Source organism: Panacagrimonas sp., from assembly GCF_965216805.1.
In the GTDB taxonomy this organism is placed as follows: domain Bacteria; phylum Pseudomonadota; class Gammaproteobacteria; order Nevskiales; family Nevskiaceae; genus Panacagrimonas.
This window is the reverse complement of record NZ_CBDCGN010000002.1, coordinates 2,665,293-2,690,978: the sequence shown is the minus strand read 5'-3', so window position 1 is coordinate 2,690,978 and position 25,686 is coordinate 2,665,293. Positions and strand designations below refer to the sequence as shown.

27 protein-coding genes are annotated in these 25,686 nt (G+C 67.1%); 24 read left to right on the top strand and 3 right to left on the bottom strand.

Annotated elements, in window-relative coordinates:
- Positions 1-187: 187 nt before the first annotated feature.
- From ACOOHP_RS12700 to cofD, 10 genes are all read left to right on the top strand, one after another.
- Positions 188-1,210, top strand: a complete 1,023-nt coding sequence (locus ACOOHP_RS12700; RefSeq protein WP_420466789.1) for an LLM class flavin-dependent oxidoreductase — start codon at positions 188-190, stop codon at positions 1,208-1,210.
- A 57-nt stretch (positions 1,211-1,267) separates the two neighbouring features.
- Positions 1,268-2,917, top strand: a complete 1,650-nt coding sequence (locus tag ACOOHP_RS12695) for a flavin-containing monooxygenase (RefSeq protein WP_420466788.1) — start codon at positions 1,268-1,270, stop codon at positions 2,915-2,917.
- A 161-nt stretch (positions 2,918-3,078) separates the two neighbouring features.
- A complete protein-coding gene (locus tag ACOOHP_RS12690; RefSeq protein ID WP_420466787.1) occupies positions 3,079-4,050 on the top strand; it encodes an LLM class flavin-dependent oxidoreductase in 972 nt (323 codons plus the stop codon).
- Positions 4,051-4,126: 76 nt separating this feature from the next.
- Positions 4,127-5,137, top strand: coding sequence for a glucose-6-phosphate dehydrogenase (coenzyme-F420) (fgd, locus tag ACOOHP_RS12685; RefSeq protein ID WP_420466786.1), 1,011 nt, complete (start codon positions 4,127-4,129; stop codon positions 5,135-5,137).
- 5 nt (positions 5,138-5,142) lie between these two features.
- A complete protein-coding gene (gene pgl / locus ACOOHP_RS12680) occupies positions 5,143-5,859 on the top strand; it encodes a 6-phosphogluconolactonase (RefSeq protein ID WP_420466986.1) in 717 nt (238 codons plus the stop codon).
- A gap of 85 nt (positions 5,860-5,944) precedes the next feature.
- The gene (gene gnd, locus ACOOHP_RS12675) at positions 5,945-6,922 is read left to right on the top strand and encodes a phosphogluconate dehydrogenase (NAD(+)-dependent, decarboxylating) (protein ID WP_420466785.1); all 978 of its coding nucleotides are present in this window, start codon (positions 5,945-5,947) and stop codon (positions 6,920-6,922) included.
- A 4-nt stretch (positions 6,923-6,926) separates the two neighbouring features.
- Positions 6,927-7,577 carry a 2-phospho-L-lactate guanylyltransferase gene (cofC, locus tag ACOOHP_RS12670; protein WP_420466784.1) on the top strand — a complete coding sequence of 217 codons (651 nt, stop codon included), beginning with the start codon at positions 6,927-6,929 and terminating at the stop codon, positions 7,575-7,577.
- Positions 7,574-10,000 carry a 5-amino-6-(D-ribitylamino)uracil--L-tyrosine 4-hydroxyphenyl transferase CofH gene (cofH, locus tag ACOOHP_RS12665; RefSeq protein WP_420466783.1) on the top strand — a complete coding sequence of 809 codons (2,427 nt, stop codon included), beginning with the start codon at positions 7,574-7,576 and terminating at the stop codon, positions 9,998-10,000. Before cofC ends, cofH begins: the two co-directional genes overlap by 4 nt.
- The gene (gene cofE, locus ACOOHP_RS12660; RefSeq protein ID WP_420466782.1) at positions 9,997-10,782 is read left to right on the top strand and encodes a coenzyme F420-0:L-glutamate ligase; all 786 of its coding nucleotides are present in this window, start codon (positions 9,997-9,999) and stop codon (positions 10,780-10,782) included. The genes cofH and cofE overlap by 4 nt, the downstream gene beginning before the upstream one ends.
- Positions 10,779-11,777, top strand: a complete 999-nt coding sequence (gene cofD / locus ACOOHP_RS12655; protein ID WP_420466781.1) for a 2-phospho-L-lactate transferase — start codon at positions 10,779-10,781, stop codon at positions 11,775-11,777. Before cofE ends, cofD begins: the two co-directional genes overlap by 4 nt.
- Here the strand turns inward: cofD and ACOOHP_RS12650 are convergent.
- Complete coding sequence (locus tag ACOOHP_RS12650) at positions 11,764-12,258, bottom strand: nitroreductase family deazaflavin-dependent oxidoreductase (RefSeq protein ID WP_420466780.1); 495 nt, start codon at positions 12,256-12,258, stop codon at positions 11,764-11,766. The two genes, cofD and ACOOHP_RS12650, sit on opposite strands and share 14 nt — an antisense overlap.
- Before the next feature lie 66 nt (positions 12,259-12,324).
- Positions 12,325-13,062: an SIR2 family NAD-dependent protein deacylase gene (locus ACOOHP_RS12645; protein WP_420466779.1), complete on the bottom strand. Its 738-nt coding sequence runs from the start codon at positions 13,060-13,062 to the stop codon at positions 12,325-12,327.
- A gap of 98 nt (positions 13,063-13,160) precedes the next feature.
- Between ACOOHP_RS12645 and ACOOHP_RS12640 the strand changes: the two genes are divergently transcribed.
- From ACOOHP_RS12640 to ACOOHP_RS12575, 14 genes are all read left to right on the top strand, one after another.
- A complete protein-coding gene (locus ACOOHP_RS12640; protein WP_420466778.1) occupies positions 13,161-14,135 on the top strand; it encodes a KpsF/GutQ family sugar-phosphate isomerase in 975 nt (324 codons plus the stop codon).
- A 46-nt stretch (positions 14,136-14,181) separates the two neighbouring features.
- Positions 14,182-14,697 carry a KdsC family phosphatase gene (locus ACOOHP_RS12635; protein WP_420466777.1) on the top strand — a complete coding sequence of 172 codons (516 nt, stop codon included), beginning with the start codon at positions 14,182-14,184 and terminating at the stop codon, positions 14,695-14,697.
- Positions 14,694-15,245 carry an LPS export ABC transporter periplasmic protein LptC gene (lptC, locus tag ACOOHP_RS12630; RefSeq protein WP_420466776.1) on the top strand — a complete coding sequence of 184 codons (552 nt, stop codon included), beginning with the start codon at positions 14,694-14,696 and terminating at the stop codon, positions 15,243-15,245. Before ACOOHP_RS12635 ends, lptC begins: the two co-directional genes overlap by 4 nt.
- A complete protein-coding gene (gene lptA / locus ACOOHP_RS12625) occupies positions 15,232-15,828 on the top strand; it encodes a lipopolysaccharide transport periplasmic protein LptA (protein WP_420466775.1) in 597 nt (198 codons plus the stop codon). The genes lptC and lptA overlap by 14 nt, the downstream gene beginning before the upstream one ends.
- Complete coding sequence (gene lptB, locus ACOOHP_RS12620) at positions 15,825-16,556, top strand: LPS export ABC transporter ATP-binding protein (protein ID WP_420466774.1); 732 nt, start codon at positions 15,825-15,827, stop codon at positions 16,554-16,556. Before lptA ends, lptB begins: the two co-directional genes overlap by 4 nt.
- Before the next feature lie 137 nt (positions 16,557-16,693).
- Positions 16,694-18,154 (top strand): RNA polymerase factor sigma-54, encoded by a 1,461-nt coding sequence (locus ACOOHP_RS12615; protein ID WP_420466773.1) that lies wholly within the window; start codon positions 16,694-16,696, stop codon positions 18,152-18,154.
- Between the two features lie 72 nt (positions 18,155-18,226).
- Entirely contained in the window at positions 18,227-18,550 is a 324-nt protein-coding gene (gene hpf, locus ACOOHP_RS12610) for a ribosome hibernation-promoting factor, HPF/YfiA family (RefSeq protein WP_420466772.1), read from the top strand.
- 98 nt (positions 18,551-18,648) lie between these two features.
- Positions 18,649-19,113 carry a PTS IIA-like nitrogen regulatory protein PtsN gene (ptsN, locus tag ACOOHP_RS12605; RefSeq protein ID WP_420466771.1) on the top strand — a complete coding sequence of 155 codons (465 nt, stop codon included), beginning with the start codon at positions 18,649-18,651 and terminating at the stop codon, positions 19,111-19,113.
- 13 nt (positions 19,114-19,126) lie between these two features.
- A complete protein-coding gene (locus tag ACOOHP_RS12600; RefSeq protein WP_420466770.1) occupies positions 19,127-19,699 on the top strand; it encodes a hypothetical protein in 573 nt (190 codons plus the stop codon).
- Positions 19,696-20,556, top strand: coding sequence for an RNase adapter RapZ (gene rapZ / locus ACOOHP_RS12595; protein WP_420466769.1), 861 nt, complete (start codon positions 19,696-19,698; stop codon positions 20,554-20,556). The genes ACOOHP_RS12600 and rapZ overlap by 4 nt, the downstream gene beginning before the upstream one ends.
- Before the next feature lie 103 nt (positions 20,557-20,659).
- Complete coding sequence (locus ACOOHP_RS12590) at positions 20,660-21,049, top strand: PTS sugar transporter subunit IIA (RefSeq protein ID WP_420466768.1); 390 nt, start codon at positions 20,660-20,662, stop codon at positions 21,047-21,049.
- 131 nt (positions 21,050-21,180) lie between these two features.
- Positions 21,181-21,447 carry an HPr family phosphocarrier protein gene (locus tag ACOOHP_RS12585; RefSeq protein WP_420466767.1) on the top strand — a complete coding sequence of 89 codons (267 nt, stop codon included), beginning with the start codon at positions 21,181-21,183 and terminating at the stop codon, positions 21,445-21,447.
- Positions 21,448-21,532: 85 nt separating this feature from the next.
- The gene (gene ptsP / locus ACOOHP_RS12580; RefSeq protein ID WP_420466766.1) at positions 21,533-23,269 is read left to right on the top strand and encodes a phosphoenolpyruvate--protein phosphotransferase; all 1,737 of its coding nucleotides are present in this window, start codon (positions 21,533-21,535) and stop codon (positions 23,267-23,269) included.
- Between the two features lie 15 nt (positions 23,270-23,284).
- Positions 23,285-25,051: an SLC13 family permease gene (locus tag ACOOHP_RS12575; RefSeq protein WP_420466765.1), complete on the top strand. Its 1,767-nt coding sequence runs from the start codon at positions 23,285-23,287 to the stop codon at positions 25,049-25,051.
- A 15-nt stretch (positions 25,052-25,066) separates the two neighbouring features.
- On the opposite strand, the gene ACOOHP_RS12570 is transcribed toward ACOOHP_RS12575, so the two are convergent.
- Positions 25,067-25,681, bottom strand: coding sequence for a class I SAM-dependent methyltransferase (locus ACOOHP_RS12570; RefSeq protein ID WP_420466764.1), 615 nt, complete (start codon positions 25,679-25,681; stop codon positions 25,067-25,069).
- Positions 25,682-25,686 lie beyond the last annotated feature (5 nt).

Below are 25,686 nucleotides of genomic sequence, written 5' to 3'. Positions count from 1 at the left end.
GCAGTGCTGGCCGTTGGCGGAGCGCAAACATAATCGGCACGCGATACACCGAGGGCATCCACCTATCGTGCTCTGGCCGCGCGGTGCCTGAAGTAGGATCGAGCTCCCGAATCGTTCCAGCTTCGAGTTCGGCAGGGACGAGCTGCGCCATGTGAAACAGGGCAGCGCAACGACCAGGAGAGTCGCGATGAAGATGGGTGTGATGTTCGACTTCCGCAACCCGGAGCCGTGGCGCAAGCCGTATCCGCAGTTCTACCAGTCGCAGCTCGACATGATCGTGCGGATGGAACAGCTGGGTTTCGACAACTGCTGGCTCACCGAACATCACTTCGTCGAGGATGGCTACAACCCGGCGACATTGCCCGTGGCCGCCGCCATTGCGGCCCGCACCCAACGCATCCGCATCGGCACCTTCGTGTTGCTGATGCCGTTCCACAACCCGGTGCGGCTGGCCGAAGACGTCACCAGCATCGATATCCTGTCGAACGGCCGCTTCGACCTGGGTGTGGGGCAGGGTTATCGCGCCGGTGAATTCGAGCAATTGAAGATTCCGCGCAAGGAACGCGCGCCGCGGATGGCGGAGGGCATCGACCTGGTCCACAAGCTGATGACGCAGGAGCGCGTCAGCTTCGACGGCCGCTTCACCCAGGTTCAGGACATGACGATCCATCCGCGGCCGGTGCAGCAGCCCTGCCCGCCGATCTGGGTCGGCTGCCGCGCCGAGAAGGCTACCGCCCGCGCCGCGCGCATGGGCTTTCACCTGATGGCGACCCTCGGACCGGACCCGGCACCGTTCTACCGCAAGGCACTGAAGGAAGCAGGTCGCGATCCGAAGGACTTCAACGTCGCGCAACTGCGCATGGTCTATACCGCGCCGACCGAAGATCAGGCCTGGGCGGAAGTCGCGCCCCATATGCACCACATGCTCAGGCTCTACGGCGTGTGGCTCTCCGAGGCCAATGATGCCGAAGGCGATGCGGCGATGAGCCAGATTCCGCCGCCCGACCAGATCCGCCATTCACCCTATGCCGAAGGCATGATGATCGGGACGCCGGACCAGGTCGCACGCAAGCTGGAGAAGTTCCGCGGCGAGTACGACTGCACGCACTTCGTCATGGGCACGCAGATGCCGGGCGCCGATCCGGCCAAGACTACACGCGCGCTGGAACTGTTTGCCAGGGAAGTGATGCCCAGCTTCCAGACGAAGTGAGTCGACGGCCGGATCACGGTTTGCTCTGACCGCAAGACTCGGCCGAGGAGAAAAATCATGACGACAGACGCACAACCGGAATCACGGGGGCAGAAGCTTCTTGACCTGGTGGTGGTGGGCGCGGGGGTGTCCGGCATCCATGCCGTGCATCGCGCGCTGCAACGCGGCTGGCGCGTGCGTGCGTTCGAGGCCGGATCGAGTGTCGGTGGTGCGTGGTACTGGAATCGGTACCCCGGCTGCCGGGTCGATATCGAGGGCTTCGAGTACTCGTACTCGTTTTCCGAGGAGCTGCAGCAGGAGTGGACCTGGAGCGAGCGCTATCCTTCGCAGCCCGAGGTCGAGCGTTACCTCAACCACGTCTGCGACCGCTTCGGGCTGCGGTCGCACTTCACGTTCGGCACGCGCGTGGAATCGGCGCACTTCGACGATGTCGGCCATTGCTGGACGCTGAGCACCGACCGCGGCGAAACGGTTCGGGCCGGGACGCTGATCATGGCCACCGGGACCTACTCGCAACCCTACCGGCCGCAGTTCGAAGGCCTGGATGACTTCAAGGGACTGCAACTGCGCAGCTCGAGCTGGCCCAAGGAGCCGGTCGACTTCACCGGCAAGCGCGTCGGCCTGATCGGCACGGGCGCCTCCGGGGTGCAGATCACGCCGATCGTGGCGAAGCAGGCCGCGCACCTGAGCGTGTTACAGCGCACCGCGGTCTACACCGTGCCGCTGCGCAACCATCCGGCCGATGCGCAACGAACGCGCGAGATCAAAGCCGACTACGCGCCGACACGGGAAGCCGAACGCGTCTCGGCGATTGGATTCACCCACCTGCACTCGCGTCCGGCGCCGCCGGTGACGCGCTCGGCGCTGGAAGTCAGCAATGAGGAGCGCCGTCGCATCTACGAGGATTGCTGGGCTTCCGGCGGGCTGTGCTTCTACTACACCTTCACCGATCTGCTGACCGACCCGGCGGCCAACCGCACGCTGGAGGCGTTCTTCAAGGAAAAGATCCGCAGCCGCGTCTCCGATCCGAGGATTGCCGAATTGCTCACGCCGCGTGCGGAGGAACCGGCACTGACCAAGCGCCTGGCGGGCGACACCGGCTACTGCGAGGCGATGGAACGGCCCAACGTGGAACTCGTCGACCTGCGTGCCGAACCCATCCGCCGCTTCACCGCCGGCGGCATCGTGGTCGGCGAGCGCGAGATTCCGCTGGACGTCATCATCTTCGCGACCGGCTTCGACTTCGGCACCGGCGCGTTCTCGCGCATCGACATCCGCGGCCGTGGTGGGCGCCGGCTGGTCGACGAATGGGCGCATGGCGTTCGCACCTTTCTCGGCATGATGACGCACGGGTATCCGAACCTGTTCTGGGTCGCGGGACCTGGCTCCCTGTTCTATAACCCGATGCTCAACGCGCAGTATCAATTCCACCAGATCGAACGCTTCCTCGACGGCCGCGAGAACGCCGATGATCTGGTGGAGGCCACCGCCGAAGCGGTGGCCGAGTGGACTGCGCTGCACAATTCCATCGCGGAGTCGACCTTGTTCACCCAGGGCAACAACTACTTTGTCGGTGGCAATGTGCCGGGCAAGCCGCGCGAAGTGCCCCTGTTTCTCGGCGGCTTTCCGCTGTACGTCGAACATTGCGATGCCGCCGCCCGCGAGCGCAGCTGTTTTGTGGCACAGCGGCGGGCGTCGGCCGCATGAGTCGCTGGGATCGAACCTCAACCGCGACTTGCGTCGGGCAGCAGGCGCTTCGCAACGCCCTAGGGTGTGTGCCCGAATAGGCCTTGTCCCGAGTCGGCGCGACACTCGAAAGCCGCGCCGGCAAATGACCGGCTGGTCCGCCACCAAAGAGGAGACATGCCATGGCACTGAAGCTGGCTTGTGCATTTGCAACGTCCGAACACAGCCCGGAGCATGCGCGCATCGCCGAGGAACTCGGCTACGAGCGGGCCTGGTTCTACGATTCACCGGCGCTGTACCCGGATGTCTGGGTGCAGCTCTGCCGTGCGGCGGATCGCACGCGAAGAATCTCGCTGGGTACCGGCGTGCTGGTGCCGCATCTGCGTCATCCGATGGTGACGGCGGCGGCGATTGCGACCCTGGTGTCGGCCGCGGGCCAGGATCGCGTCGTGGTCGGTATCGGGTCAGGCTTCACGGCGCGTGTGAGCATGGGCCAGCGCCCCCTGACCTGGCGCTTCGTGTCGGAGTACATCGTCGCGCTGCGCGGCCTGTTGCGCGGCGAGGATGTCGAGTGGGAAGGCGCCATAACGCGGATGCTGCAGTGGGAAGGCTACGGCGCGCGGCGGCCCATCGAGGTGCCATTCGTGATTGCTGCCGGCGGACCCAAGGGCGCCGCTACGGCCAAGGAACTGGGGCAGGGCGTGTTCGGCGTGTTCGAACCCTTGCCCGGATTTGACTGGAGCGTGGTGCTGCTGTTCGGCACCGTGCTGGAACCCGGCGAATCACCCGACTCGGCACGCGCGATGGCGGCGGCAGGACACGGCGGCAGCGTGTTGCTCCATTACTTTCTTGAACACCGCATGCTCGATCAGATTCCGGGTGGAGAGGAGTGGAAGAAGCTCTACGACGCCGTGCCCGAGACCAGGCGACACCTGGCGATGCACGACGGCCACTTGGTGGGGGTCAACGATCGCGACCGGCCCTACATCAGCGGCGATCTGCTGGCGCGCAACCACATGTCGATGAGCCGCGAGGCCTGGCGCGAACGGATGGCGGCGCTGGAGGAAAAGGGCGCGACGGAAATCGCGTTTCAGCCTGCGGGGCCGGACATTCCGCGCGAACTAGAAGCCTTCGCCAGGATGCTGAACGGGTGATGCCGGTGCAGCCAGTTCAAGCCTGTTTCAGTCCGCCAACGCGGTGTGCGCGCGACTCCGGGCGCACGCGCTTCCGATGACATTCCTGAAGCTGGGCTACAAGGCGTCGGCCGAACAGTTCGGTCCGCGGGCGCTGCTCGACTACGCGGTGCAGGCAGAAGCTGCTGGATTCGACTCGGTATGGATCAGCGATCACTTCCAGCCCTGGCGGCACGCCGGCGGACACGCCCCGTTCTCGCTGGCCTGGCTGGGCGCGCTGGGCGCCGCCACGTCGCGGGTGCTGATCGGCACCAGCGTGCTGACGCCGACCTTCCGCTATCACCCCTCGATCGTGGCGCAGGCCTTCGGCACGCTCGGCGTGCTGTTTCCGGAGCGCGTGGTGCTCGGCATCGGTACCGGCGAGTCGCTCAACGAAGTGCCTTCCAGCGGCATGGCCTGGCCGGAGCAGTCGGAACGCACAGCGAGATTCAAGGAAGCCGTCGATCTGATCCGCCGACTTTGGCGCGAGGAACGCCTGAGCTATGACGGCAAGTTCTACAAGACCCACAGGGCCACCATCTACGACCGGCCGCAAACACCGGTGCCGATCTACATCGCCGGCGCCGGACCCTACATGGCCCGGCTCGCGGGCGAGCACGCGCAAGGTTTCATCTGCACCAGCGGCAAGCCATGGACGCTCTACACCGACACCCTGCTGCCGAATGTCGAGGCGGGCCTGGCCAAAGCGGGCAAGCCGCACGACGGAATCGATCGCATGATCGAGATCAAGCTGTCGTTCGACACTGATCGCACCCGCGCCCGCGACGACACCCGCTTCTGGGCACCGTTGTCGCTGTCGCCGGAAGAAAAGATGAACGTCGAGGATCCCTGCGAGATGGAGCAACTGGCCGACGCACTGCCGATCGAGCGTGCGGCCTCGCGCTGGATCGTCAGCGACGACGCCGATCAAGTCGTCGACAAGGTCCGTGCCTATGTCGAGCTCGGTTTCAATCACCTGGTCTTTCATGCCCCCGGACCGGATCAGGCGCGTTTCCTCAGGCTGTTCGGCGAGCAACTGGGTCCGCGGCTGCGCAAGGCGTTCAGTTGACCGTCGTGGACGGCCCTTACGCCATCGCTGATCGGCACTTCGCAGACGCAGACGGCCTGCTCGCTGCGCTGGTCGACGACATCGCCGGCCAGCTGCGCCGCGCGGTCAGCGAGCGCGGCACTGCGCTGATGGCGGTATCCGGTGGCAGCTCGCCGAAGCGCCTGTTCGAGCATCTGGCCGAGGTCGAATTGCCCTGGTCGCAGGTCACGGTGACCCAGGTCGACGAGCGCTGGCTGCCGGTCGATCACCCCGACAGCAATGCGCGTCTGATCCGTGAACATCTGCTGCGCGACGCCGCCGCTGCCGCACATTTCCTGCCCCTGAAGAACGCGGCCGACACGCCGGAGTCCGGGCAGGCGGCTTGCGAAGCACACCTGCGCGCGCTGGCGCTGCCTTTCGACCTGGTGCTGCTGGGCATGGGCGAGGACGGCCACACGGCCTCGCTGTTTCCACATGCACCGGAACTGGATCTGGCCTTGCGCAACGACGGTCCCTTATGTGCGGCGGTGCAAGCGCCGCGGCCACCGCAGGCACCTCATCCGCGCATGAGTCTCACCCTGGCCGGGCTGACCGCAAGCCGGCGAATACTGTTGCCGCTGCAAGGAGACGCCAAGCTGGCAGTGCTGCGCGAGGCGCAGCGGGCGGGCGCGGTCGAGGACATGCCGATTCGTGCGCTGCTGCGCCAGACGCGAGTACCGTTGGAGATATGGACCTCGCCCTGAACCGCGCTTGCAACACGATGCCAGCACGTCAGACGAAAGCCCTACCCATAATGCTCACCACGACCAGCACAGGAGGAGAGCGGTAATGCAGCTCGGCATGATCGGTCTGGGACGCATGGGCGCCAATATCGTGCGGCGTCTGATGCGCGCCGGTCACGACGCGGTGGTGTTCGACATCGATGCCGCCGCGGTGAGCCGGATCGCCAGCGAGGGGGCCACCGGCGCGACCGATCTCGATGACTTTGTCGCTGCGCTCGTCGCACCCCGCGCGGTGTGGCTGATGCTGCCGCATGGACCGACCACCGAGGCCCACGTGCAGGCGATGGCCCAGCGCCTGCAGGCGGGCGACACGCTGATCGACGGCGGCAACAGCCATTTTCACGATGACGTGCGCCGCGCCGAACAACTCGCCGCGCGTGGCATCCGCTATCTCGATGTCGGTACCAGTGGCGGCGTCCATGGCCTGGAGCGCGGCTATTGCATGATGATCGGCGGTGACCGGCCCGCGTTCGAGCGGCTGGATCCGATCTTCAAGGCGCTGGCGCCCGGTCGCGGCGACATCCCTGCAACGGGGAGTCGCGAGGGCCTCGATGCGCGCGCCGAGCAGGGTTATCTGTATTGCGGTGCGGCGGGTGCCGGCCACTTCGTCAAGATGATTCACAACGGCATCGAGTACGGCATGATGCAGGCGATCGCCGAAGGCTTCGACATCCTGCGCAACGTGTCGAAAGCCAGCATTCCCGAGAACCGCCGCTACGATCTGAACCTTGCCGACATCGCCGAAGTGTGGCGTCGTGGCAGCGTGGTGTCGTCGTGGCTGCTGGACCTGACCGCCGAGGCGCTGGCCGAGAATCCGACCCTGTCGAGGTTCGATGGCGTCGTCGAGGACTCCGGCGAGGGCCGCTGGACGGTGCAGGCGGCGATCGAGGAAGCCGTGCCGGCCGAAGTGCTCACAGCGGCGCTCTACGCGCGCTTTCGTTCGCGCCAGGACCACACCTTCGCCGAGAAGGTCCTGTCAGCGATGCGCTACAAGTTCGGCGGTCACGTCGAGAGCAAGGGCTGAGCGCATGTGGGCCATCGTGCCGCTGAAGTCGCCGGATACCGCCAAGTCTCGATTGGCTCAGGCGCTGTCGCCGGAGCAGCGACGCGCGCTGTTCTTCGAGCTGGCCCGGCGGGTGTTGACGACGTTGCAGGAGACATCGGGTATTTCGCAGGTCGCGGTGGTCACCGCCAGCGAGGAAGTGGCGCGCTTCGCGCAGGGCTTCGATGCGATGATCCTGCGCGAGCCGTGCGACGCCGGTACCGCGCAGGCCTTTGCCGCGGCCATCGCGCAGTTGCAGCGCCGAAACCTTGACCGCCTGCTGATGGTGGCGGGAGATCTGCCCCTGATCGCGCCGCGTGCGGTCGAGGCGATGATCGAGGCGGGGAAGGGACATGAGGTGGTCATCGCGCCGGATCGGTGCAGGGTCGGCACCAATGCGCTGCTGTGCTCACCTCCCGATGCGATCGCGCCTTGTTTTGGCGCAGACAGCTGCCAGCGCCATCTCGCTGCTGCGCAGGCGGCCAAGCTCAGGAGCTGTGTAGTGCAGATCGACGAACTGGCGCTGGATATCGACCTGCCGGCGGATCTGGACCATCTGCTGCAGCGCAGGAGCGCTGTACCGACCGTGCGCTCACATGTCCCACCTACGCGGCTGTTCGCGGACGGTCACGCATGAACGCGCCCGTGCCCCCACTGACGACCACGCGCGCACCTGCGGCACCGCTGTCGTCCGAAGCGGCATTGGCGCTGACCGAGGTCGCCGACTGGCGGGAACTGGCAGTAGAGGCTTCGACGCTGCGCGACGCCGGCTGGGGGTCGGTGGTCACCTATTCGCGCAAGGTCTTTGTTCCGCTCACCCAGTTGTGCCGCGACGTCTGCCATTACTGCACCTTCGCCAAGACGCCGCGAAGACTGGAAAAGCCTTATCTGTTGCCCGACGAGGTTCTGGAGATCGCACGCGCTGGTGCGGCGATGGGCTGCAAGGAAGTGTTGTTCACGCTCGGTGATCAGCCGGAACTGCGCTATGCCAGAGCGCGCACAGCGCTGGCCGAACTGGGCTTTGCGCGCACCCTCGATTACCTCGCATACGTCGCCGCGCGGGTGGTGAAGGAGACCGGCCTGCTGCCGCATCTCAATGCCGGCCTGCTGTCCGCCGCAGACCTCGCACGATTGCGCAGCGTGGCGCCGTCGATGGGGCTGATGCTGGAGTCGGCCTCGGAACGGCTGTGCCAGCGCGGCGGCCCGCACTTCGGCTCGCCCGACAAGGTGCCCGCGCGGCGTCTGGAAACCTTGCGACTGGCGGGCGAGGCCAGGGTGCCGATGACCTCCGGCATCCTGATCGGCATCGGCGAGACGCGCCGCGAGCGCATCGAATCGCTGCTGGCGCTGCGCGCGTTGGCGGATCGCTACGGCCACCTGCAGGAAGTCATCGTGCAGAACTTCCGCGCCAAGCCTGGCACGCGCATGCACGCGGCGCCGGAGCCCAGCGCGGACGAGTTGTGCTGGACCATCGCTGCGGCACGGCTGATCTTCGGCCCCGGCATGAGTCTGCAGGCGCCGCCCAATCTGTATGCGGGTGACCTGGCGGACCTGGTACAGGCCGGGATCAACGACTGGGGCGGGGTTTCGCCGCTGACGCCGGACCACGTGAATCCGGAGGCGCCGTGGCCGAATCTGGAACGGCTGGCCGCCGACACCGAGCGCGCCGGGTCGATGCTGGCCGAGAGGCTCACGGTGTATCCGCGCTACGTGCAGGACAAGACAACGTGGATCGCACCGGAGCTGCACGCAGCGGTCCTGCGACTGTCGGACGGTGCCGGGCTGGCCCGAGTCGGCCAGTGGGCGGCCGGCGTTCCGGGCTTCGGCGATCATGACGACCTGCGCGATGTGGCACTGCCCGTGCCGCGTCTCGCATCGCCCATCGCGCGGATCGTGACGCAGACCCTGGAAGGGCGCGTGCCGGACGCCGCCCAGATCGAGCAGTTGTTCGACGCACGCGGCGGCGACTTCACGCGGGTATGCGCCGCTGCCGATGCGCTGCGCGCCGCCAGCGTCGGCGACACCGTGACCTACGCGGTGGTGCGCAACATCAATTACACCAACGTGTGTCTGTACAAGTGCAGCTTCTGTGCGTTCTCCAAGGGCCGTGCGCACGAGAATCTGCGGGGCCGGCCTTACCTGGTGGACCTGGACGAAATTCAGCGCCGCGTGCGCGAGGCCTGGGATCGCGGCGCGACCGAGGTGTGCATGCAGGGTGGCATCCATCCCGCGTTCACCGGTCGCACCTACCTCGACATCTGCCGTGCGGCGAAAGCGGCGGTGCCGGACATCCATGTCCATGCGTTTTCGCCGCTCGAGGTCAGCCACGGTGCGCGCACCCTGGGCCTGTCGCTGCCCGACTATCTGCAGGCGCTGCGCGAGGCGGGCCTGGGCTCGCTGCCCGGCACCGCCGCCGAGATTCTGGACGACGGGATCCGCCGCCAGATCGCGCCGGACAAGCTCGACACGCAAGGCTGGCTGCAGGTGGTCGGCGCGGCGCACCGGGCCGGGCTGCGCACGACCTCCACCATCATGTTTGGCCACGTGGAGGGTTACGCGCACTGGGCCCGGCACCTGCTGCGCCTGCGCCGCCTGCAGCGGGAGACTGGCGGCCTCACCGAGTTCGTGCCCTTGCCGTTCGTGCACATGGAAGCGCCGATGTACCTGCGCGGGCAGGCGCGCAAGGGACCGACCTTGCGCGAGGCCATCCTGATGCACGCGGTTGCGCGCCTGGTGCTGCACCCGCTGGTTCCCAACATCCAGGCCTCGTGGGTCAAGCTCGGGCCGCCCTGGGCGCAGCGCTGCCTGCAGGCCGGCGCCAACGACCTGGGCGGCACCTTGATGAACGAATCGATCAGTCGCGCCGCCGGCGCGGCGCACGGGCAGGAGTTTGCGCCTGCGGAGATGGAGGCGCTGGCCGCCGGGATCGGTCGTCCGTCGCGTCAGCGCAACACCTTGTATGGCGCGGTCGACCCAGCGCGCGCGGGTGTGGCCTGGCGCGCCGCGCCGCTGCATGAGCTGAGCAACGCGGCGCTGCCGCGGCGGCCGCTCCCGGCGTGAACCCGGATCGGTCGAGCGCGCTGAGCTTCCTGCCGCTGGCCGGGCTTCCGGAAGTGCAACCGGGCGATGATCTGGCAACCCTGCTGGCAGCAGCGATCGCGGGTAACGAGGGGGTAGGTGCGCTCGCCGACGGCGATGTGCTGGTGGTCGCGCAGAAGATCGTCTCCAAGTCCGAGAACCGCTTCGTGAACCTGACGGCGGTCGAACCGAGCGGCGAGGCCAACGCGCTTGCCGCGCGCTGCGGCAAGGACCCGCGGCTGGTCGAGCTGGTGCTGCGCGAGTCGACCGAGATCGTACGGGTGGCACCCGGGGTATTGATTGCGCGGCATCGCCTGGGTTTCGTCGTCGCCAACGCCGCCATCGACCAGTCCAATGTTCCGGACGGCGATCAGCGCGCCCTGTTGCTGCCGGTGGACCCCGACCGCAGTGCGCAGGCGCTGCTGGAAGGCGTTCGCGCGCGCTTCAGTGTGGAGATCGCGGTGCTGATTGCCGACAGCTTCGGACGGCCGTGGCGCCAGGGTGTCTGCGGCGTCTGCATTGGCTGCGCCGGACTCGAATCGCTGGTGGATCTGCGCGGGGGCGTCGACCGTCACGGGCGTGTTCTGAAGGTGACGCAGCTGGCGATTGCCGACCAGTTATGCGCCACCGCGTCGATGATGCTGGGAGAGGCGGCCGAGGGCCGGCCGATGGCACTGGTGCGCGGGGTCCCGCGCCGCTTTCTGTCGACCTCGCGGGGCGCGCGAGCCCTGGTGCGTCCTCTGGCGGAAGACCTGTTCCGATGACGGCGCCGTCCCGCGTGCTCGCCCTGTCCGGCGGCGTCGGTGGCGCCAGGCTCGCCTGGGGGCTGGCGAGCGTGCTGCCGGCCGATAAGTTGACCGTCGCGGTGAACGTTGGTGATGACTTCGAGCACCTGGGGCTGCCGATCTGCCCGGATCTGGACACGGTCGTGTACACCCTGGCCGGCGTGGTCAATCGGGAGCAGGGCTGGGGGCGTGCCGACGAGACCTGGGGCACGCTGGAGGAATTGCGCGCGCTCGGCGCCGAGAGCTGGTTCCTGCTGGGTGATCGCGACATCGCGGTGCACCTGTTACGCCGGCAGTTGCTGTCGGCGGGGTGTTCGTTGAGCCAGGCCACGCAGACGATTGCGCAGCAACTGGGCGTGGCCACGCGGGTGGTACCGGTGACCGACGCGCCGCTGCGGACGCGCGTGCATACAGCCGGTGACGGCGTACTCGGTTTCCAGGACTACTTCGTGCGGCGTCGCTGCGCGCCGGCGCTGAAGTCGTTGGAGTTCGAGGGCGCCTCCGCGGCGCAGCCGTCGCCAGGCGTGCTCGAAGCACTGGCGGATCCCGCGCTGTCGGGGATTATCGTGTGCCCGTCCAATCCCTATCTGAGCGTGGCGCCGATGCTGGCGGTGAGCGGTCTGCGAGCTGCGCTGCGCGCGGCGCGCGTGCCGGTGATCGCGGTGTCACCCATCGTCGGTGGCCAGGCCATCAAGGGCCCGACCGCCAAGATCATGCGCGAACTCGGGGTCGAGCCGAGCGCCGCCGTGATCGCCGAGCTTTACTCAGATTTCGTCGACTGTGTGATCGTCGACGAATGCGACGCGGCGCAGGTCGCCGGCGATCCGCGCTTCGCGGTCGCCCACACCGTCATGCGCGACGATGACGGCCGCAGCGCGCTGGCGCGTGCCTGCCTGCAGTGCCTGGAACAACTGCGCACCGACGGACGCAGGTCGTCGGCGCGCCAGATCACGTCCGGTATCACCTGCGGGTGAGCACCACCACCGGGATCTCGCGCGGGGTGCGCGCCTGATAGTCGCGGTAGGGCGGATAGATGGCGGCCATCATCTCCCATAGCCGCTCGCGCTCCTCACCGGAAGCGACGCGGGCCACGGCCGCAAAGCGGTCCCTGACGACCTGCACCTCGACATTGGGGTCGGCTTCGAGGTTGAACATCCAGCCCGGGTTCTGCGGCGCGCCACCCTTGGAACCGACAACGATGTAGTGGCCGTCGTCTGCGCCATAGATCAGCGGCGTGGTCAGCAGCCGGCCGGTCTTGCGGCCGCGGGTCGTCAGCAGCAGTGTCGGGGTGTGCTCGGAGCCGCCGAAGGCGCGGGCGTCCCACAGGTGCGCCTTTTCCGGATCCTCGGCGTACTCCTTGAGATGCTCGACGATCCAGTCCGGGACCACGTGCTGCCGGGTCTTTTTGTGGAAGTCGCTCAGGATCGGAGGCTCCGGCCTGCGGTCGTCGCTCATGGGGTTACTCCTGCTGCGAGGCGCGGATGCGCGAGTGGTCCGATCTTACGGCGACGAGCCGTGCAATCAGACCGCTGCAGGGTTCGCCCCGATGCTTGGCCCCAGCGGAAACACCCGCGGGATCGCGTGGGCGGCGCTGTCGCGAATGCAGGTGTCGTACAGGCGCGAGGCCTCGTTGGATTCGGGGTTGATCTCCACCATCCGTGCCCCGTTGCGCCGAGCGCGTTCGGGAATCGATGCCGCCGGCCACACCACGCCGGAAGTGCCTACCGACACGAACAGATCGGCCCGGCTGGCCAGTTCCGTCGCGTGGTCGAATACGCGCCCGGACACCGGATCCTCGAACCAGGTGATGTCCGGTCGCAGCCAGGAATCGCACTGCGGGCAACGCCGGTTGAGGTAGGGGGCCCCGCCGAGGTCTTCGCTGACGCCATGGCGTTGGCAGCGGACCCGCCACAGTGACCCGTGCAACTCGGCGCTGACCTGAATGCCGGCCATTTGCATAAGCCCATCGATGTTCTGGGTGATGACGTGCAGATTCGGATGGCGTATCTGCCACGCTGCGAGATGGCGGTGGCCCTCGTGCGGCGAGCAGCTCAGCACTCTGGCGCGGCGCAGCTCGTGAAAGTCCAGCACTTTGGCGGGGTCGGCATCGAACGCGCGCTGGCAGGCATATTCCTCCCAGCGGTACTGGCTCCAGACACCGCCGCGACCGCGATACGTGGGCACGCCGGATTCCGCACTCAGGCCCGCGCCGGTGAAGAACACGACGCGGGCGTGGTCATCGAGTCGAATCGTCTCCAAGGGCTCTCCTCCACCGGTTCAGGTGTCGTACGTGCCGGTCTGGGGCCGGCATCGTCAGCGCTTATACTCCCGCGCCCGCCCTGATTTGTCTGTAGGTCATGAACGCTGACGTCGATTTTCGCGCCCTGGGCCGCCGCACGCTCGAGATCGAGCGCGACGCGGTGTCGGCACTGATCGCGCGCATCGACGACGGATTCTCCCGGGCCTGCCGGATCATGCTCGCCTGCACCGGCCGCGTGGTCGTCACCGGCATGGGCAAGTCCGGGCATGTCGGCGGCAAGATCGCCGCCACCCTGGCCTCCACCGGCACCCCGGCGTTCTTCGTGCACCCGGGTGAGGCCAGTCACGGCGATCTCGGCATGATCACCCGCCAGGACGTGGTGCTGGCGATCAGCAATTCCGGCGAAACGCCCGAGGTGCTGACCCTGCTGCCCCTGTTCAAGCGCATGGGCGCGCCACTGATCGCGATGACCGGCAAGCCGGCTTCCACCCTGGCCACGGCAGCGACCGTGCACCTCGACGTGTCGGTGGACAAGGAAGCCTGCCCGCTGAACCTCGCGCCGACGGCCAGCACCACCGCGACCCTGGCGATGGGAGACGCGCTGGCAGTGGCTCTGCTGGAGGCGCGTGGCTTCACCCAGGAGGATTTCGCGCTGTCGCATCCGGGCGGAGCGCTGGGCCGTCGCCTGTTGCTCAGAATCCGCGACGTCATGCGCAGCGGCGAGCAGATGCCGACGGTGGCGCCGGGCACGCCGGTGACGGCGGCGCTGCTGGAGATGAGCCGCAAGGGCCTGGGCATGACCGCGGTGGTCGACGCGCAGGGCCAGGTGCTCGGCATCTATACCGATGGCGACCTGCGCCGCAGCCTGGACCAGGGTGTCGATGTGCGGGTGGCCTTGATCGATCCGCTCATGACCCGCGGCGGCCGCCGCATCGGCCCCGACCGTCTCGCCGCCGAGGCGGTGCAGATGATGGAACAGCATCGGGTGCTTGCACTGCTGGTGACCGACGACCGGGGCGTGCTGCAGGGCGTGGTGCACATGAACGATCTGCTGCGCGCGGGGGTGGTCTGATGTCGGAATGGGGCGGGCTGCGCGAACGCGGCGTGAGGCGAGGGTCATGAGTGCGCAACTCGATACGGCCGAAATTCAGCGCCGGGCAGCCAGGATTCGCTGCCTGTTCCTGGATATCGATGGCGTCATGACCGATTGCAAGCTGTACCTGACCCCCGACGGCGAGGAGCTCAAGGCAGTCAACGTGCGCGACGGCTGGGGGATGAAGGCGCTGATGCGCCACGGCATCGAGGTGGCAGTGATTTCCGGCCGCCCGTCGGCGGCGATGCAGAAGCGCCTGGAATGGTTGGGTCTGCGCTTCATCGTGCTGGACACCGAGACCAAGCTGCCGGCTTATGAGCGCATCCGCGATGCGCTCGGCCTCAACGACGAGCAGTGCGCGATGATGGGTGACGACGTGCCCGACCTGCCGCTGCTGCGTCGGGTGGGTCTGGCGATGGCCCCCGCCGACGCCCATGAGCGCGCGCTCGCAGCGGCACATCTGGTGACCCGTTACGGCGGCGGCGATGGCGCCATCCGCGAGGCAGCGGACCTGATCCTGGCCGCGCAGGGCCAAGCATGAATCGCGCCTATTACGTCCTGCTTGCGCTGGGCCTGGGCCTGATCGTCGCCGCCTTGCTGCGGGAGCCTGCCACGCAGCAGTCGCCGACCCTGGCCGCGGCCGAGAAGCCGCGCTACGAAGTGCGCGGCGCGCAGTGGCGCAGCTTCGACAGCGAGGGGGAGCTGCGCTTGCGGGGTAGCGCGGCGGCCATCGACTACTACGACGACGATTCGGCGCGCATGCGCGAGTTCGAGGTCAGCATCGCCGGCCGCGAAGGTACGCCGTGGCGGGCAACCGCCCCGGAAGGCTATGCCCCGGGTGGCGGCGATACGCGGCTGCAGCTGCGCGGAGGGGTCGAAGGACAGGGCGCCTGGCCCGACGGGGTGCCCCTGCAGTTCCGCACGCCCGAGCTGTGGATCGATGCGCAGCAGGAGACCCTGGCCACCGAGGCTGAGGTGGAAGTGCTCGGTACCCTGCGTCAGGGGCGCAGCCGCGGCATGCGCGTGGCCGGGCGTGCCAATCAGGTCGATCTGCTCAATGACGTGGAGATTCGGTATGTCCCGCGCTGAACGGCTGGCCCGCGGACTGGGCCTGGGGCTGCTGGCCGCGTCGGGCGTGCTGGCCGGGCCGCTGGCGGCGCAGGACGGCAGCGTCGCCTCGCTGCGGCCGACCGGTCCGGTCACCATCGAGGCCGACCGCGCGGAGTGGCAGAAGGGCGGCGCCATGGTGTACTCCGGCAACGTGCGGCTGGACTCGGGCGAATTGAAGCTGCAAGGCACGCGCTTGCACCTGCGCCAGTTCGAGGATGGCCAGTTCGAAGCGCGGGTGGAGGGCTCGCCGGCGCTGCTCGATCATGCCGGACTGCCGCCCGAAGCGGGCGAACCGCGACGCCCGGTGTCGGCGCGGGCCCAGGAACTCACCTACGACACCCGCATCGAGATCGTGCAGATCACCGGCGACGCCTTGTTGACCCGCGGTAGCGACGAGATCCGCGGCCAGAGCATCCGTTACGACGTGGCCAACCGGCGCATCCAGGCCGACGGCGGTCATGGCGGCCAGGTCCGCATCGTGATCCAGCCGCCACCACGCCAGGATAACGACGACACCCCGGCGCCGGATGACGCGCCCGACGCGCCCGTGTCGTCACCATGAGCGGTTCTCTGCTTACCGCCAGCAGCTTGGTCAAGCGCTACCAGAAGCGCACCGTGGTGCGCGAGGTCAGCGTGCAGTTGCGGGCCGGCGAGATCGTCGGCCTGCTCGGTCCCAATGGCGCTGGCAAGACCACCTCGTTCTACATGATCGTGGGCCTGGTGCCGGCCGATGGCGGCAAGATCGAACTGGACGGTCGCGACGTCACCCGTCTGCCGATGCACGCGCGGGCGCGCCTGGGGCTGGGTTACTTGCCGCAGGAAGCGTCGATCTTCCGCAAGCTTACGGTGACTCAGAACGTCGACGCCATACTCGAATTGCGGCCGGACCTGAACGCGGCGGGGCGCAAGGATGAGCGCGAGCGCCTGCTCCACGACCTGCACATCGAGCACATTCGCGACGGCGTCGGCGAATCCCTGTCCGGTGGCGAGCGCCGGCGCGTGGAAATCGCCCGTTCGCTGGCCGCGAATCCGAGATTTATTCTTCTGGATGAACCCTTTGCCGGCGTGGATCCGATTGCGGTGGGCGATATCCAGACCATCGTTCATCACCTGCGCGACCGCGGCATCGGGGTGCTCATCACCGACCACAACGTGCGCGAGACGCTGGCCTTGTGCGAGCGCGCCTATATCCTGGCTGAGGGCCGGGTGATCGCCGAGGGCCAGCCGCAGGCCTTGCTGCAGGACGAAACTGTGCGCAAGGTTTACTTGGGTGAGCAATTCCGGCTGTAACAGCAACGCAGCCGGAAGTGTGGACGGCGGTGTTCACCCGCCGAATGGTCCAGCACACTGCGGGTTATTGAAGCAAGAGTCGTACCGGCGTATAGAATCGGGCCATGAGAACTCATTCGAAGCCCTGACCTCGCCCGATGAAGCAATCGCTGGCTTTGCGTCAAGGCCTGGGCCTGACCATGACTCCCGCGCTGCAGCAGGCCATTCGCCTGCTGCAGCTGTCCAGCCTGGACCTGCAGATGGAGATCCAGCAGGCGCTGGAGTCCAACCTGATGCTGGAGCAGGACCAGGACCCGCTGGAGCCTTCCACCGAGACCATGGAGGCGCCGGAGGCACCCGCCGCCGCCGACAGCGGCCTGCTCGAAGAGGTGCGGGTCGACGAGACGATCCCCGAGGACATGCCGGTCGATGCCGACTGGGGGGATGTGTTTGACGACCTGCCCAGCAGTACGTCGTCCTCGTCCTCCGACGACGACAGCCTGCACGATTTTCTGCAGGCCAACCTGCACACCGCCGCTAGCCTGTACGACCACCTGATGAGCCAGGCGCGGGTGGCGACGTTCAGCGAGGTCGAGGCGCTGGTCGCAGCGTTCCTGATCGACGCCATCAATTCCGACGGTTATCTGGAGGACTGGGAAGGTATCTGCGAACGCCTGGCGCAGGACCCCGGGGTGGCGCGGGCGCAGGTGGAAGCGGTGCTGTCGCGGGTGCAGGAATTCGACCCGCCCGGCGTGGCAGCGCGCGATCTGGCCGAATGTCTGACCTTGCAGGTCCGCCAGATGCCGCGCTCGCGCTGCGGTCGCTGGGCGGCGCTGGAGATCGTCGAGTGCGGGCTGATTCATGTCGCGCGCCAGGACGAGGCGGCGATCATGCGCATCACCGGCCTGACGCCGGAGGACATCCGCCAGGGTCTGGATCTGATCCGCACCCTGCAGCCGCATCCCGGCCGGCCGTTCCAGGCGCACGAATCCGACTACCTGATGCCGGACGTCATCGTGACCAAGAAGAACGGTCGCTGGAAAGTGGCACTCAATCCCGAGCACGCACCCAAGTTGCGCATCAACGGCCGCTACCAGGGCTTCATCAAGCGCGCCGACCAGTCCAAGGACCAACTCCAGCTCAAGCAGCATCTGCAGGAGGCGCGCTATTTCATCAATAGCCTGGAGTCCCGGAACGAAACCATTCTGCGTGTGTCGCAGTGCATAGTTGAAGAACAGCGCGCGTTTCTGGAATATGGGGAGGAGGCCATGCGGCCACTGGTCCTTAGGGACGTCGCACAGACATTGGGGATTCACGAATCGACCGTGTCGCGAGCCACTGCGAACAAGTACATGCTGACCCCGCGGGGTCTGTACGAGCTCAAGTACTTCTTCTCCAGCCACGTCGCCACCACCCAGGGCGGCGTCGCCTCCGCCACCGCCATCCAGGCCATGATCAAGCGCATGATCGGCGCCGAGGACCCGGCGCGGCCGTTGTCGGACTCGACCCTGGCAGAACTCTTGCTGAAAGAAGGCATCCAGGTGGCGCGCCGCACCGTGGCCAAGTATCGCGAGGCGCTGCACATCCCCCCCTCACACGAACGCAAGGCGGTGGCCTGAGCGCTCTCTGCGAATGGCTGTACCGGTTTTTCCCGGGACCTGCCAAGGTCCCATGACAGGAGGTAGTAAGCGATGAATCTGAACATCTCCGGGCATCACCTCGATCTGACGCCGCCGCTGCGCGAGTACGTGACGTCGAAGATCAAGCGGATCGAGCGTCACTTCGATCACCTGATCAATGCGGACGTCATCCTGTCGGTGGAAAAGCTGCGCCACAAGGCCGAGGCCACGGTGCATGCCAGCGGTGCCGACCTCCACGCCGAGGCGGTGGTCGAAGACGACATGTACGCGGCCATCGATGCGCTGATCGACAAGCTCGATCGCCAGACCCGCCGGCACAAGGACAAGCTGCGCAGCCATCATGTGAAGCAGCCGGTCAAGCGCACGCTGCAGTAACCCGCAGCGGTCCTCGAAAACCCCGTCACCCTGGTGGCGGGGTTTTTTGTTGGCAAACACTCCATAATTCGGCAGCCGATCATCCGGAGCGATCACCGATGAAGTTGACCGAGATTCTCAGTGCCGAAAGAGTCGTCAGCGGCACGACCGTCACCAGCAAGAAGAAGGCGCTCGAAGAACTGTCCAACCTGCTGGCCAGCGGTGCCGCCGATCTCGGTAGTCACGAGGTGTTCAGCAGCCTGACCGGGCGCGAAAAGCTCGGTAGCACAGGTCTGGGGCATGGGGTGGCGATTCCCCACGGCCGGGTCGCCGGCATCGAGCGCAGCGTGGGCGCGTTCATGCGGCTCAAGCACCCGGTGGAATACGACTCCCACGACGGCAATCCGGTGGACCTGATCTTCGGCCTGCTGGTGCCGCAAAGCGCCAACGACCAGCACCTCAAGCATCTGGCGGCGGTGGCCGAGATGTTCTCCGACGACGATTTCTGCGCCAAGCTGCGCGCTGGCGGCGACAACGCCGCGCTGTACGCGCTGTTGTCCGGATACGTGCCGGCGGGCCGCTGAGGCGCTCCGGGGGATGCCCGCGGCCGCGCGGCCACCGGTGACCGACATCCCCGCCGAACGCGTGACCCTGCACGGAGTGCTGATCGAGATCTTCGGCCTGGGCGTACTGCTGGCTGGGCGCAGCGGTGTCGGCAAGAGCGAGCTGGCGCTGGAAATGCTCGCGCGCGGCCACCGTCTGGTCGCCGACGATGCCGCCGAGTTCGAACTCGCCGGAGACGGTCGAGTGGTGGGTCGCTGCCCGCCGCTGCTCTACGGTTTTCTGGAGGTGCGGGGTCTGGGCGTGCTGCACGTGGGGCGGATGTTTGGCGAACCAGCGCTGCGCGCCTCCAAGACGCTGGACCTGATCCTGCGTCTGCACGCCGTCGGCGACTACGCCGACCCGCCGGACCGCCTGCACGGCCGGCGTCGCGACACCCTCGTGTGCGGCAAACCGATTCCCGAAATTTCGCTGCCGGTGCGCCCCGGGCAAAGCCTGGCCACGCTGGCGGAAGCCGCCTGTCGCGACCAGACGCTCAAGCGCGACGGGTACGATGCCGCCGACGATTTCGTCGCGCGCCAGATGCGTTCCATCCAGGGCCGAACATGAAGCTGGTCATCGTCAGCGGTCTGTCCGGTGCCGGCAAGACCGTTGCGCTCAAACAATACGAAGATCTCGGCTACGTCTGCATCGACAACATCCCGCTGGCGCTGACCGGCCCGATGATCGCGCGCCTACTCGCGCGCACCGACGCGGCGCGCTACGAGCGTCTGGCGATCGGTGTGGACGCGCGCGAACTGCCGCAGGAGATCCGTCGCTTTCCGCAGCACCTGGCGCGCCTGCGCAAGCGCGGCGTGGACGTGCGGGTGATCTTTCTCACCGCATCGGACGAGGTAATCCTGCGCCGCTATGGCGACACCCGGCGGCCGCATCCGCTGGTGGACGATCACACCTCGCTGGTTGAGGCGATCCAGCTCGAGCGCGCGTTGCTGGCGCCGATCGCCGATCTTGCCGACGAGCCGCTGGATACCACCACGATGAATCTGCACGAGCTGCGCGAGGCCATCCTGGAGCGCCTGCCGGAGGCGGCGCGCGGCAAGCTTGCCCTGTTGTTCCTGTCGTTCGGCTTCAAGAACGGCGTGCCCAGTGGCTGCGACTACCTGTTCGATGTGCGCTGCCTGCCCAATCCGCACTGGAGTCCGGGCCTGCGCGAGCTGTCGGGCCGCGACGAACCGGTCATGCGCTGGCTGGAAACGCGCGAACCGGTGCAACGCATGCGCGCCGACATCGTGGCGTTTCTCGACCCCTGGCTGCCGGCATTCCGCGCGCAGGATCGGGCCTATGTCACCATCGGTGTCGGATGTACCGGCGGGCAGCACCGCAGTGTCTATCTGGTGGAGCGGCTGGCCGAGCATTTTCGCCGGCACTTCGACCCGGTTATCGTCAAACACAAAGAACTGACATGAGGCCGCTATCGCTTTCCATCTGCCGGTTTGCGCTGAGCATGTGCTGCCGGTGCCCGGTCTGCCGGGTTGGCGATCCCCGTGCGGCAATGGGAAACCGGCGGTCATGAGTGTCGGCGTTCTGCTGGTCACCCACGGCAAGCTCGGGCATTTCCTGCTCGATTGCATGCGCGACATGATCGGGCCACTGCCGCTGGCCGCCGATGTCCTGGAGGTGCGCCGGGTGCAGAACCACGACGTGCTGATCAACCAGGGCAGCAAGATGATCGAACGGCTGGACAGCGGCGACGGCGTGTTGCTGCTGACCGATGCCTTCGGCTCCACGCCGAGCAACATCGCCAACAAGCTGGCCGTGGTGCATGGCACGCCAGTGGTGTCGGGGGTCAATCTGCCGATGCTCATCCGCGTGTTCAACTACCCGCAAGCGAACTCCGACGAGATCGCTGCCCTTGCGGTAGAAGGCGGTCAGCGCGGCATTATCCGGTGTCCGCGGTGAGGCCGGCCTGGGCTATCGGCACACGGCGGCGTCGGTCGCCGACGCCAGCGGTCTGCACCGGTCGCTCGTCAGCGACGTGCATCGCCCGATGTCCGAGGCCCAAGGTCTAACGCACAACGTCGGAACCGCCCATGGAACTTACCGTCGACATCGTCAACCGTCTGGGCCTGCACGCCCGCGCCGCGGCCAAGCTGGTCACCCTGGCCGGCAAGTTCCAGGCCGACGTGCGCGTGCGCAAGGACGGCCGCGAGGTAAGCGGGAAGTCCATCATGGGCGTGATGATGCTGGCCGCCGCGCAAGGCAGCCAGATCACCTTGGTGGCAGAAGGCGACGACGCCGCGCAAGCTCTGGAGGAACTGGCCGAACTGGTCGCCGAGCGGTTCGGGGAGGAAGCGTGAGGTTGCGGGCGTCAGGCGTGAGGATATTTGCTGCGCAGGCTTCAGGCGTCGGCGAACGTCTGCGGCCCGACGCCTGAAGCCTGCCATGTCCCTCTGGCTCGCCGGCATCGGGGTTTCTCGCGGGATCGCCATCGGGCGCGTGCAGAAGCTGCACGGCGGCGATCCGGAAGTGGTGGAGTATGCGGTTGCGCCGGAGGCAATCGACGAAGAGGTCGAACGCTTCGAGCAGGCGCAGAGGCTGGCCCTGATCGAGCTGCGCGAGATCCGGGATCGCATTCCGGTCGGCACTCCGGGCGATATCGCCGCGTTCATCGATACCCATCTGCTGATGATGGACGACCGCTCGCTGACCGATGCCACCGTCGCCAACATCCGCAGTCGGGGCTGCAACGCCGAGGCGGCGCTGCGGCGCTCGCGCGATGCACTGATCGCGGTGTTCGAGCAGATGGAAGATCCTTACCTGCGTACACGCCAGAACGATATCGAGCACGTGGTGAGCCGCGTGCTGCGAGTGCTGACCAAGGCCGAACGCAAGCTGCCGGGGCAGGACCTGCCGCTGAGCGAGCCCGCGGTGATCGTCGCCGACGACATCACGCCGGCCGATATCATTCTGTTGTCGCAGCAGGCGGTACAGGCCTTTGTCACCGAGTACGGCGGGCCTTTGTCGCACACCGCCATCCTGGCCCGCAGCCTGGGGATTCCGGCGGTGGTGGGCCTGCACAACGCCCGCAAGCTGCTGCGCGAAGGCGAGCAGATCATCGTCGACGGCGAGAACGGTCACGTGCTGGCCGATCCGGACGACAAGGCACAGGCGCATTACCGTCAGCGTCGGTTGCAGCAGGCACAGGATCGGCAGTTGCTGCAGTTGTTGCGCGACAAGCCGGCGGTATCGCGTGACGGGGTGTCGGTGCGCCTGCAGGCCAATATCGAACTGCCCGAAGACGGTCAGGACGCCGAGTCCAACGGCGCCGCCGGAGTGGGCCTGTATCGCACCGAGTTCCTCTACATGAATCGCAAGGACCTGCCCACCGAGGACGAGCAATACGCGGCCTATGCGCGCGTGGTGTCGGCGGTCAGAGGGCCCATCACCATCCGCACCCTGGATCTGGGCGCGGACAAGCAGGTGGACTCGGGGCAGCGCCAAGGTCCCACGCCGAACAACCCGGCACTGGGTCTGCGAGCGATTCGCCTGTGCCTGAAGGAACCGGAGTTGTTCCGCCTGCAGGTGCGTGCATTGCTGCGCGCCTCGGCGCACGGACAGGTGCGCATCATGCTGCCGATGATTTCGTCGCTCAGCGAGCTGCGGCAGGCCAAGCTGCTGATCGCGGCCGGTCGCGAGGAGCTGGAGCGCGAAGGCTTTGCTGTGGCGCCGCACATTCCGGTGGGCATCATGATCGAAGTGCCGGCCGCCGCGATCGCCGCGGCGCTGCTGGCGCGCGAAGTGGACTTCTTCTCCATCGGCACCAACGATCTGATCCAGTACACCCTGGCCATCGACCGTGTGGACGACGAGGTGAACTATCTGTACGACCCGCTGCACCCTGCGGTGCTGCGCCTGATCCACATGACCATCGATGCCGGCAATCGCGCCGGCATCGAAGTGGGCATGTGCGGCGAGATGGCCGGCGACGTGCGCTATACGCGACTGCTGCTGGGCATGGGCCTGACCGAGTTCTCCATGCATCCGGCCAACGTGCTGGAGGTCAAGCGCGCGGTGCGCGAGTCGACCGTGAACGATCTGCGCGCGCAGGTCGAGCAGCTGCTCCAGGCCACCGATCTCGACACCTTCGAGCGCCTGTTGCCGGCGCTGAACGCACCCTAGCCGGAATACCCCGCCATGCTCGAGTACGCCGTGTTTGCGGTGCTGCTGGCGACGCTGGGCCTGTTCGTATGGGATCGCTTCCGTTACGACGCCGTCGCGCTGGCCGCACTGCTGGCGCTGGTGCTGCTGGGGGCGGTGCCCCCGGGCGAAGCCTTCAACGGCTTTGCCCATCCTGCAGTGGTCACGGTGGCCGCGGTGTTGGTGATCAGTCGCGGCCTGGCCAATGCCGGCGTGGTGGATCTGATCGCCAGCCGACTGTCCGGCGTCGGCAAGCCGGTGTGGATTCAGGTCGCGTCGCTGGGCGCGGTGGTGGCGTTGTTGTCCGCGTTCATGAACAACGTCGGTGCGCTGGCGCTGCTGATGCCGGTGGCCATGCGCATGGCGCGCGAACGCCAAACTTCGCCTTCGAACGTGTTGATGCCCCTGGCCTTCGCATCCCTGCTCGGCGGGCTGATCACGCTGATCGGCACGCCGCCCAATCTCATCGTGTCGTCCTTTCGTGCGCGCGAAGGGGCCGAACCGTTCTCGATGTTCGACTTTGCTCCGGTGGGCCTGATCCTGACCGTGGCAGGCGTGGTTCTGGTGGCGCTGCTGGCGCGGCGGCTGATACCGCAGGGACAGGGCGACGGCGGCGGCAAGGCATTGGCCATTCAGGATTACCTGACCGAGCTGCGCCTGCCCGAAGACAATCGCTGGGTCGGCAAGGCGCTCGGCTCACTGGCACACGAGCTGGGCGAGGACGTGCGGGTGGCCGGCTTGGTGCGCGGCGAGCGGCGGGTGCCGGGACATTCTCGCTACGAGCGCCTGGAGTCCGGCGATATGGTGATCGTCGAGGCGGACGCCGAAGACCTCAAGAATGTGGTGGAGAAGCACGGCTTCGAGCTGGCCGGGCGCGGCGATCCGACCCGCGACCTGCTGGAATCCGGCGACCTCAATCTTGCCGAAGCGGTGGTGCAGTCGGGTTCGCGCATGGCCGGCCAGTCGGCGCGTTCGCTGGGCCTGCGGATCTGGCACGGCCTGAATTTGCTGGCGGTGTCGCGCCAGGGTCAGCGGCTGCATGCGCGGCTGGGCAATCTGCGGCTGGAACCGGGCGACGTGGTGCTGCTGGAAGGCGACCGCGAAACCCTGCCGACGGCCCTGCAGAACCTGGGTTGTCTGCCGCTGGCGGATCGCGAACTCAAGATCGGCTCGCCTTCCCGGCTCGGGCTCGCGCTGGGCTTGTTCGTTGCGGCGCTGGCGGCGGCGGCGACCGACCTGCTGCCGGCGCAGGTATCGCTGAGCGCAGCAGCGCTGACCATGGCCGCGACCGGCATGGTGTCCGCGCGCGAGGCCTACCAGAGCATCGAGTGGCCCATCGTGGTGTTGCTGGCGGCGATGATCCCGGTGGGCATGGCGCTGGAAACCAGCGGCGGCGCGGCGTCGGTCGCCGGTGCGATGTCGACGGCGCTGAGCGACCTGCCGCCGGAGCTGGCGGTCGGTGCGCTGATCGTGGTGACCATGTTGCTGTCCAACGTGGTCAACAACGCCGCGGCAGCGGTGCTGATGTGTCCGATCGCGCTGGGCCTGGGCAGGAGTCTGGAGGTGCAGTCCGATCCGTTGCTGATGGCGGTGGCGGTCGGTGCATCCTGCGCCTTCCTGACCCCCATCGGCCACCAGTCGAACACCCTGGTGTTGGGCCCCGGTGGTTATCGCTTTCGCGATTATTGGCCGCTGGGTCTGCCGCTGAGCCTGATGCTGGCGGTGCTGGCGTCGCTGACCATTCCGATGTTCTGGGCGCTGTAGGAGTGGGTGCCTCCCTCAGGCCTCCGTCTTGCGTACGGCGTACTGCTGCGGATGACACTCCAGCCGACGCAGCTTGTCGGCGAACAGGCGCGCAAACGCATCGATTGCGGGGCGAGGACGCGTGAGCGGGTTGTCCCCAAGCGGCGGTTTCATGCGCCATTGATAGTCGTCGAAGATCATCACGCCGCCGACCCGCAGCAGCCGGAAGGCGAGTACGGCGTCGGTCAACACATCCGGGGCCTGGTGCGATCCGTCGACATAGATGAGATCGAACGGCGGCTCGGCGAACTCGACGATGAGCTGCGCCAGAGCAGCGGCCGAATGGCAACGGATCTTGCGCAACCTGACCGGATGAGGTGCCTGTTCCACGGCAATGGCCAGATTGCGGTCAAAGCGCGATTCGACCTCCGACATCGTCCATCTGCCGTGCTCGATCCCGCCGCCCCAGGTATCGACGCAGAAAAGCTGCAGCGGATGCTTGGCGGCGAAGCGGTCCACGATGTAACAGGAGGACCGACCTTCCCAGGAGCCGATCTCCAGCACATTGCCGGGCGGATTCGGATCGAGTAGCCGCGCCCATGCGCCGGCCTTGTTGGTGAACCAGTCGACGGTGAACTCGTAGTTCGCCACCGGAG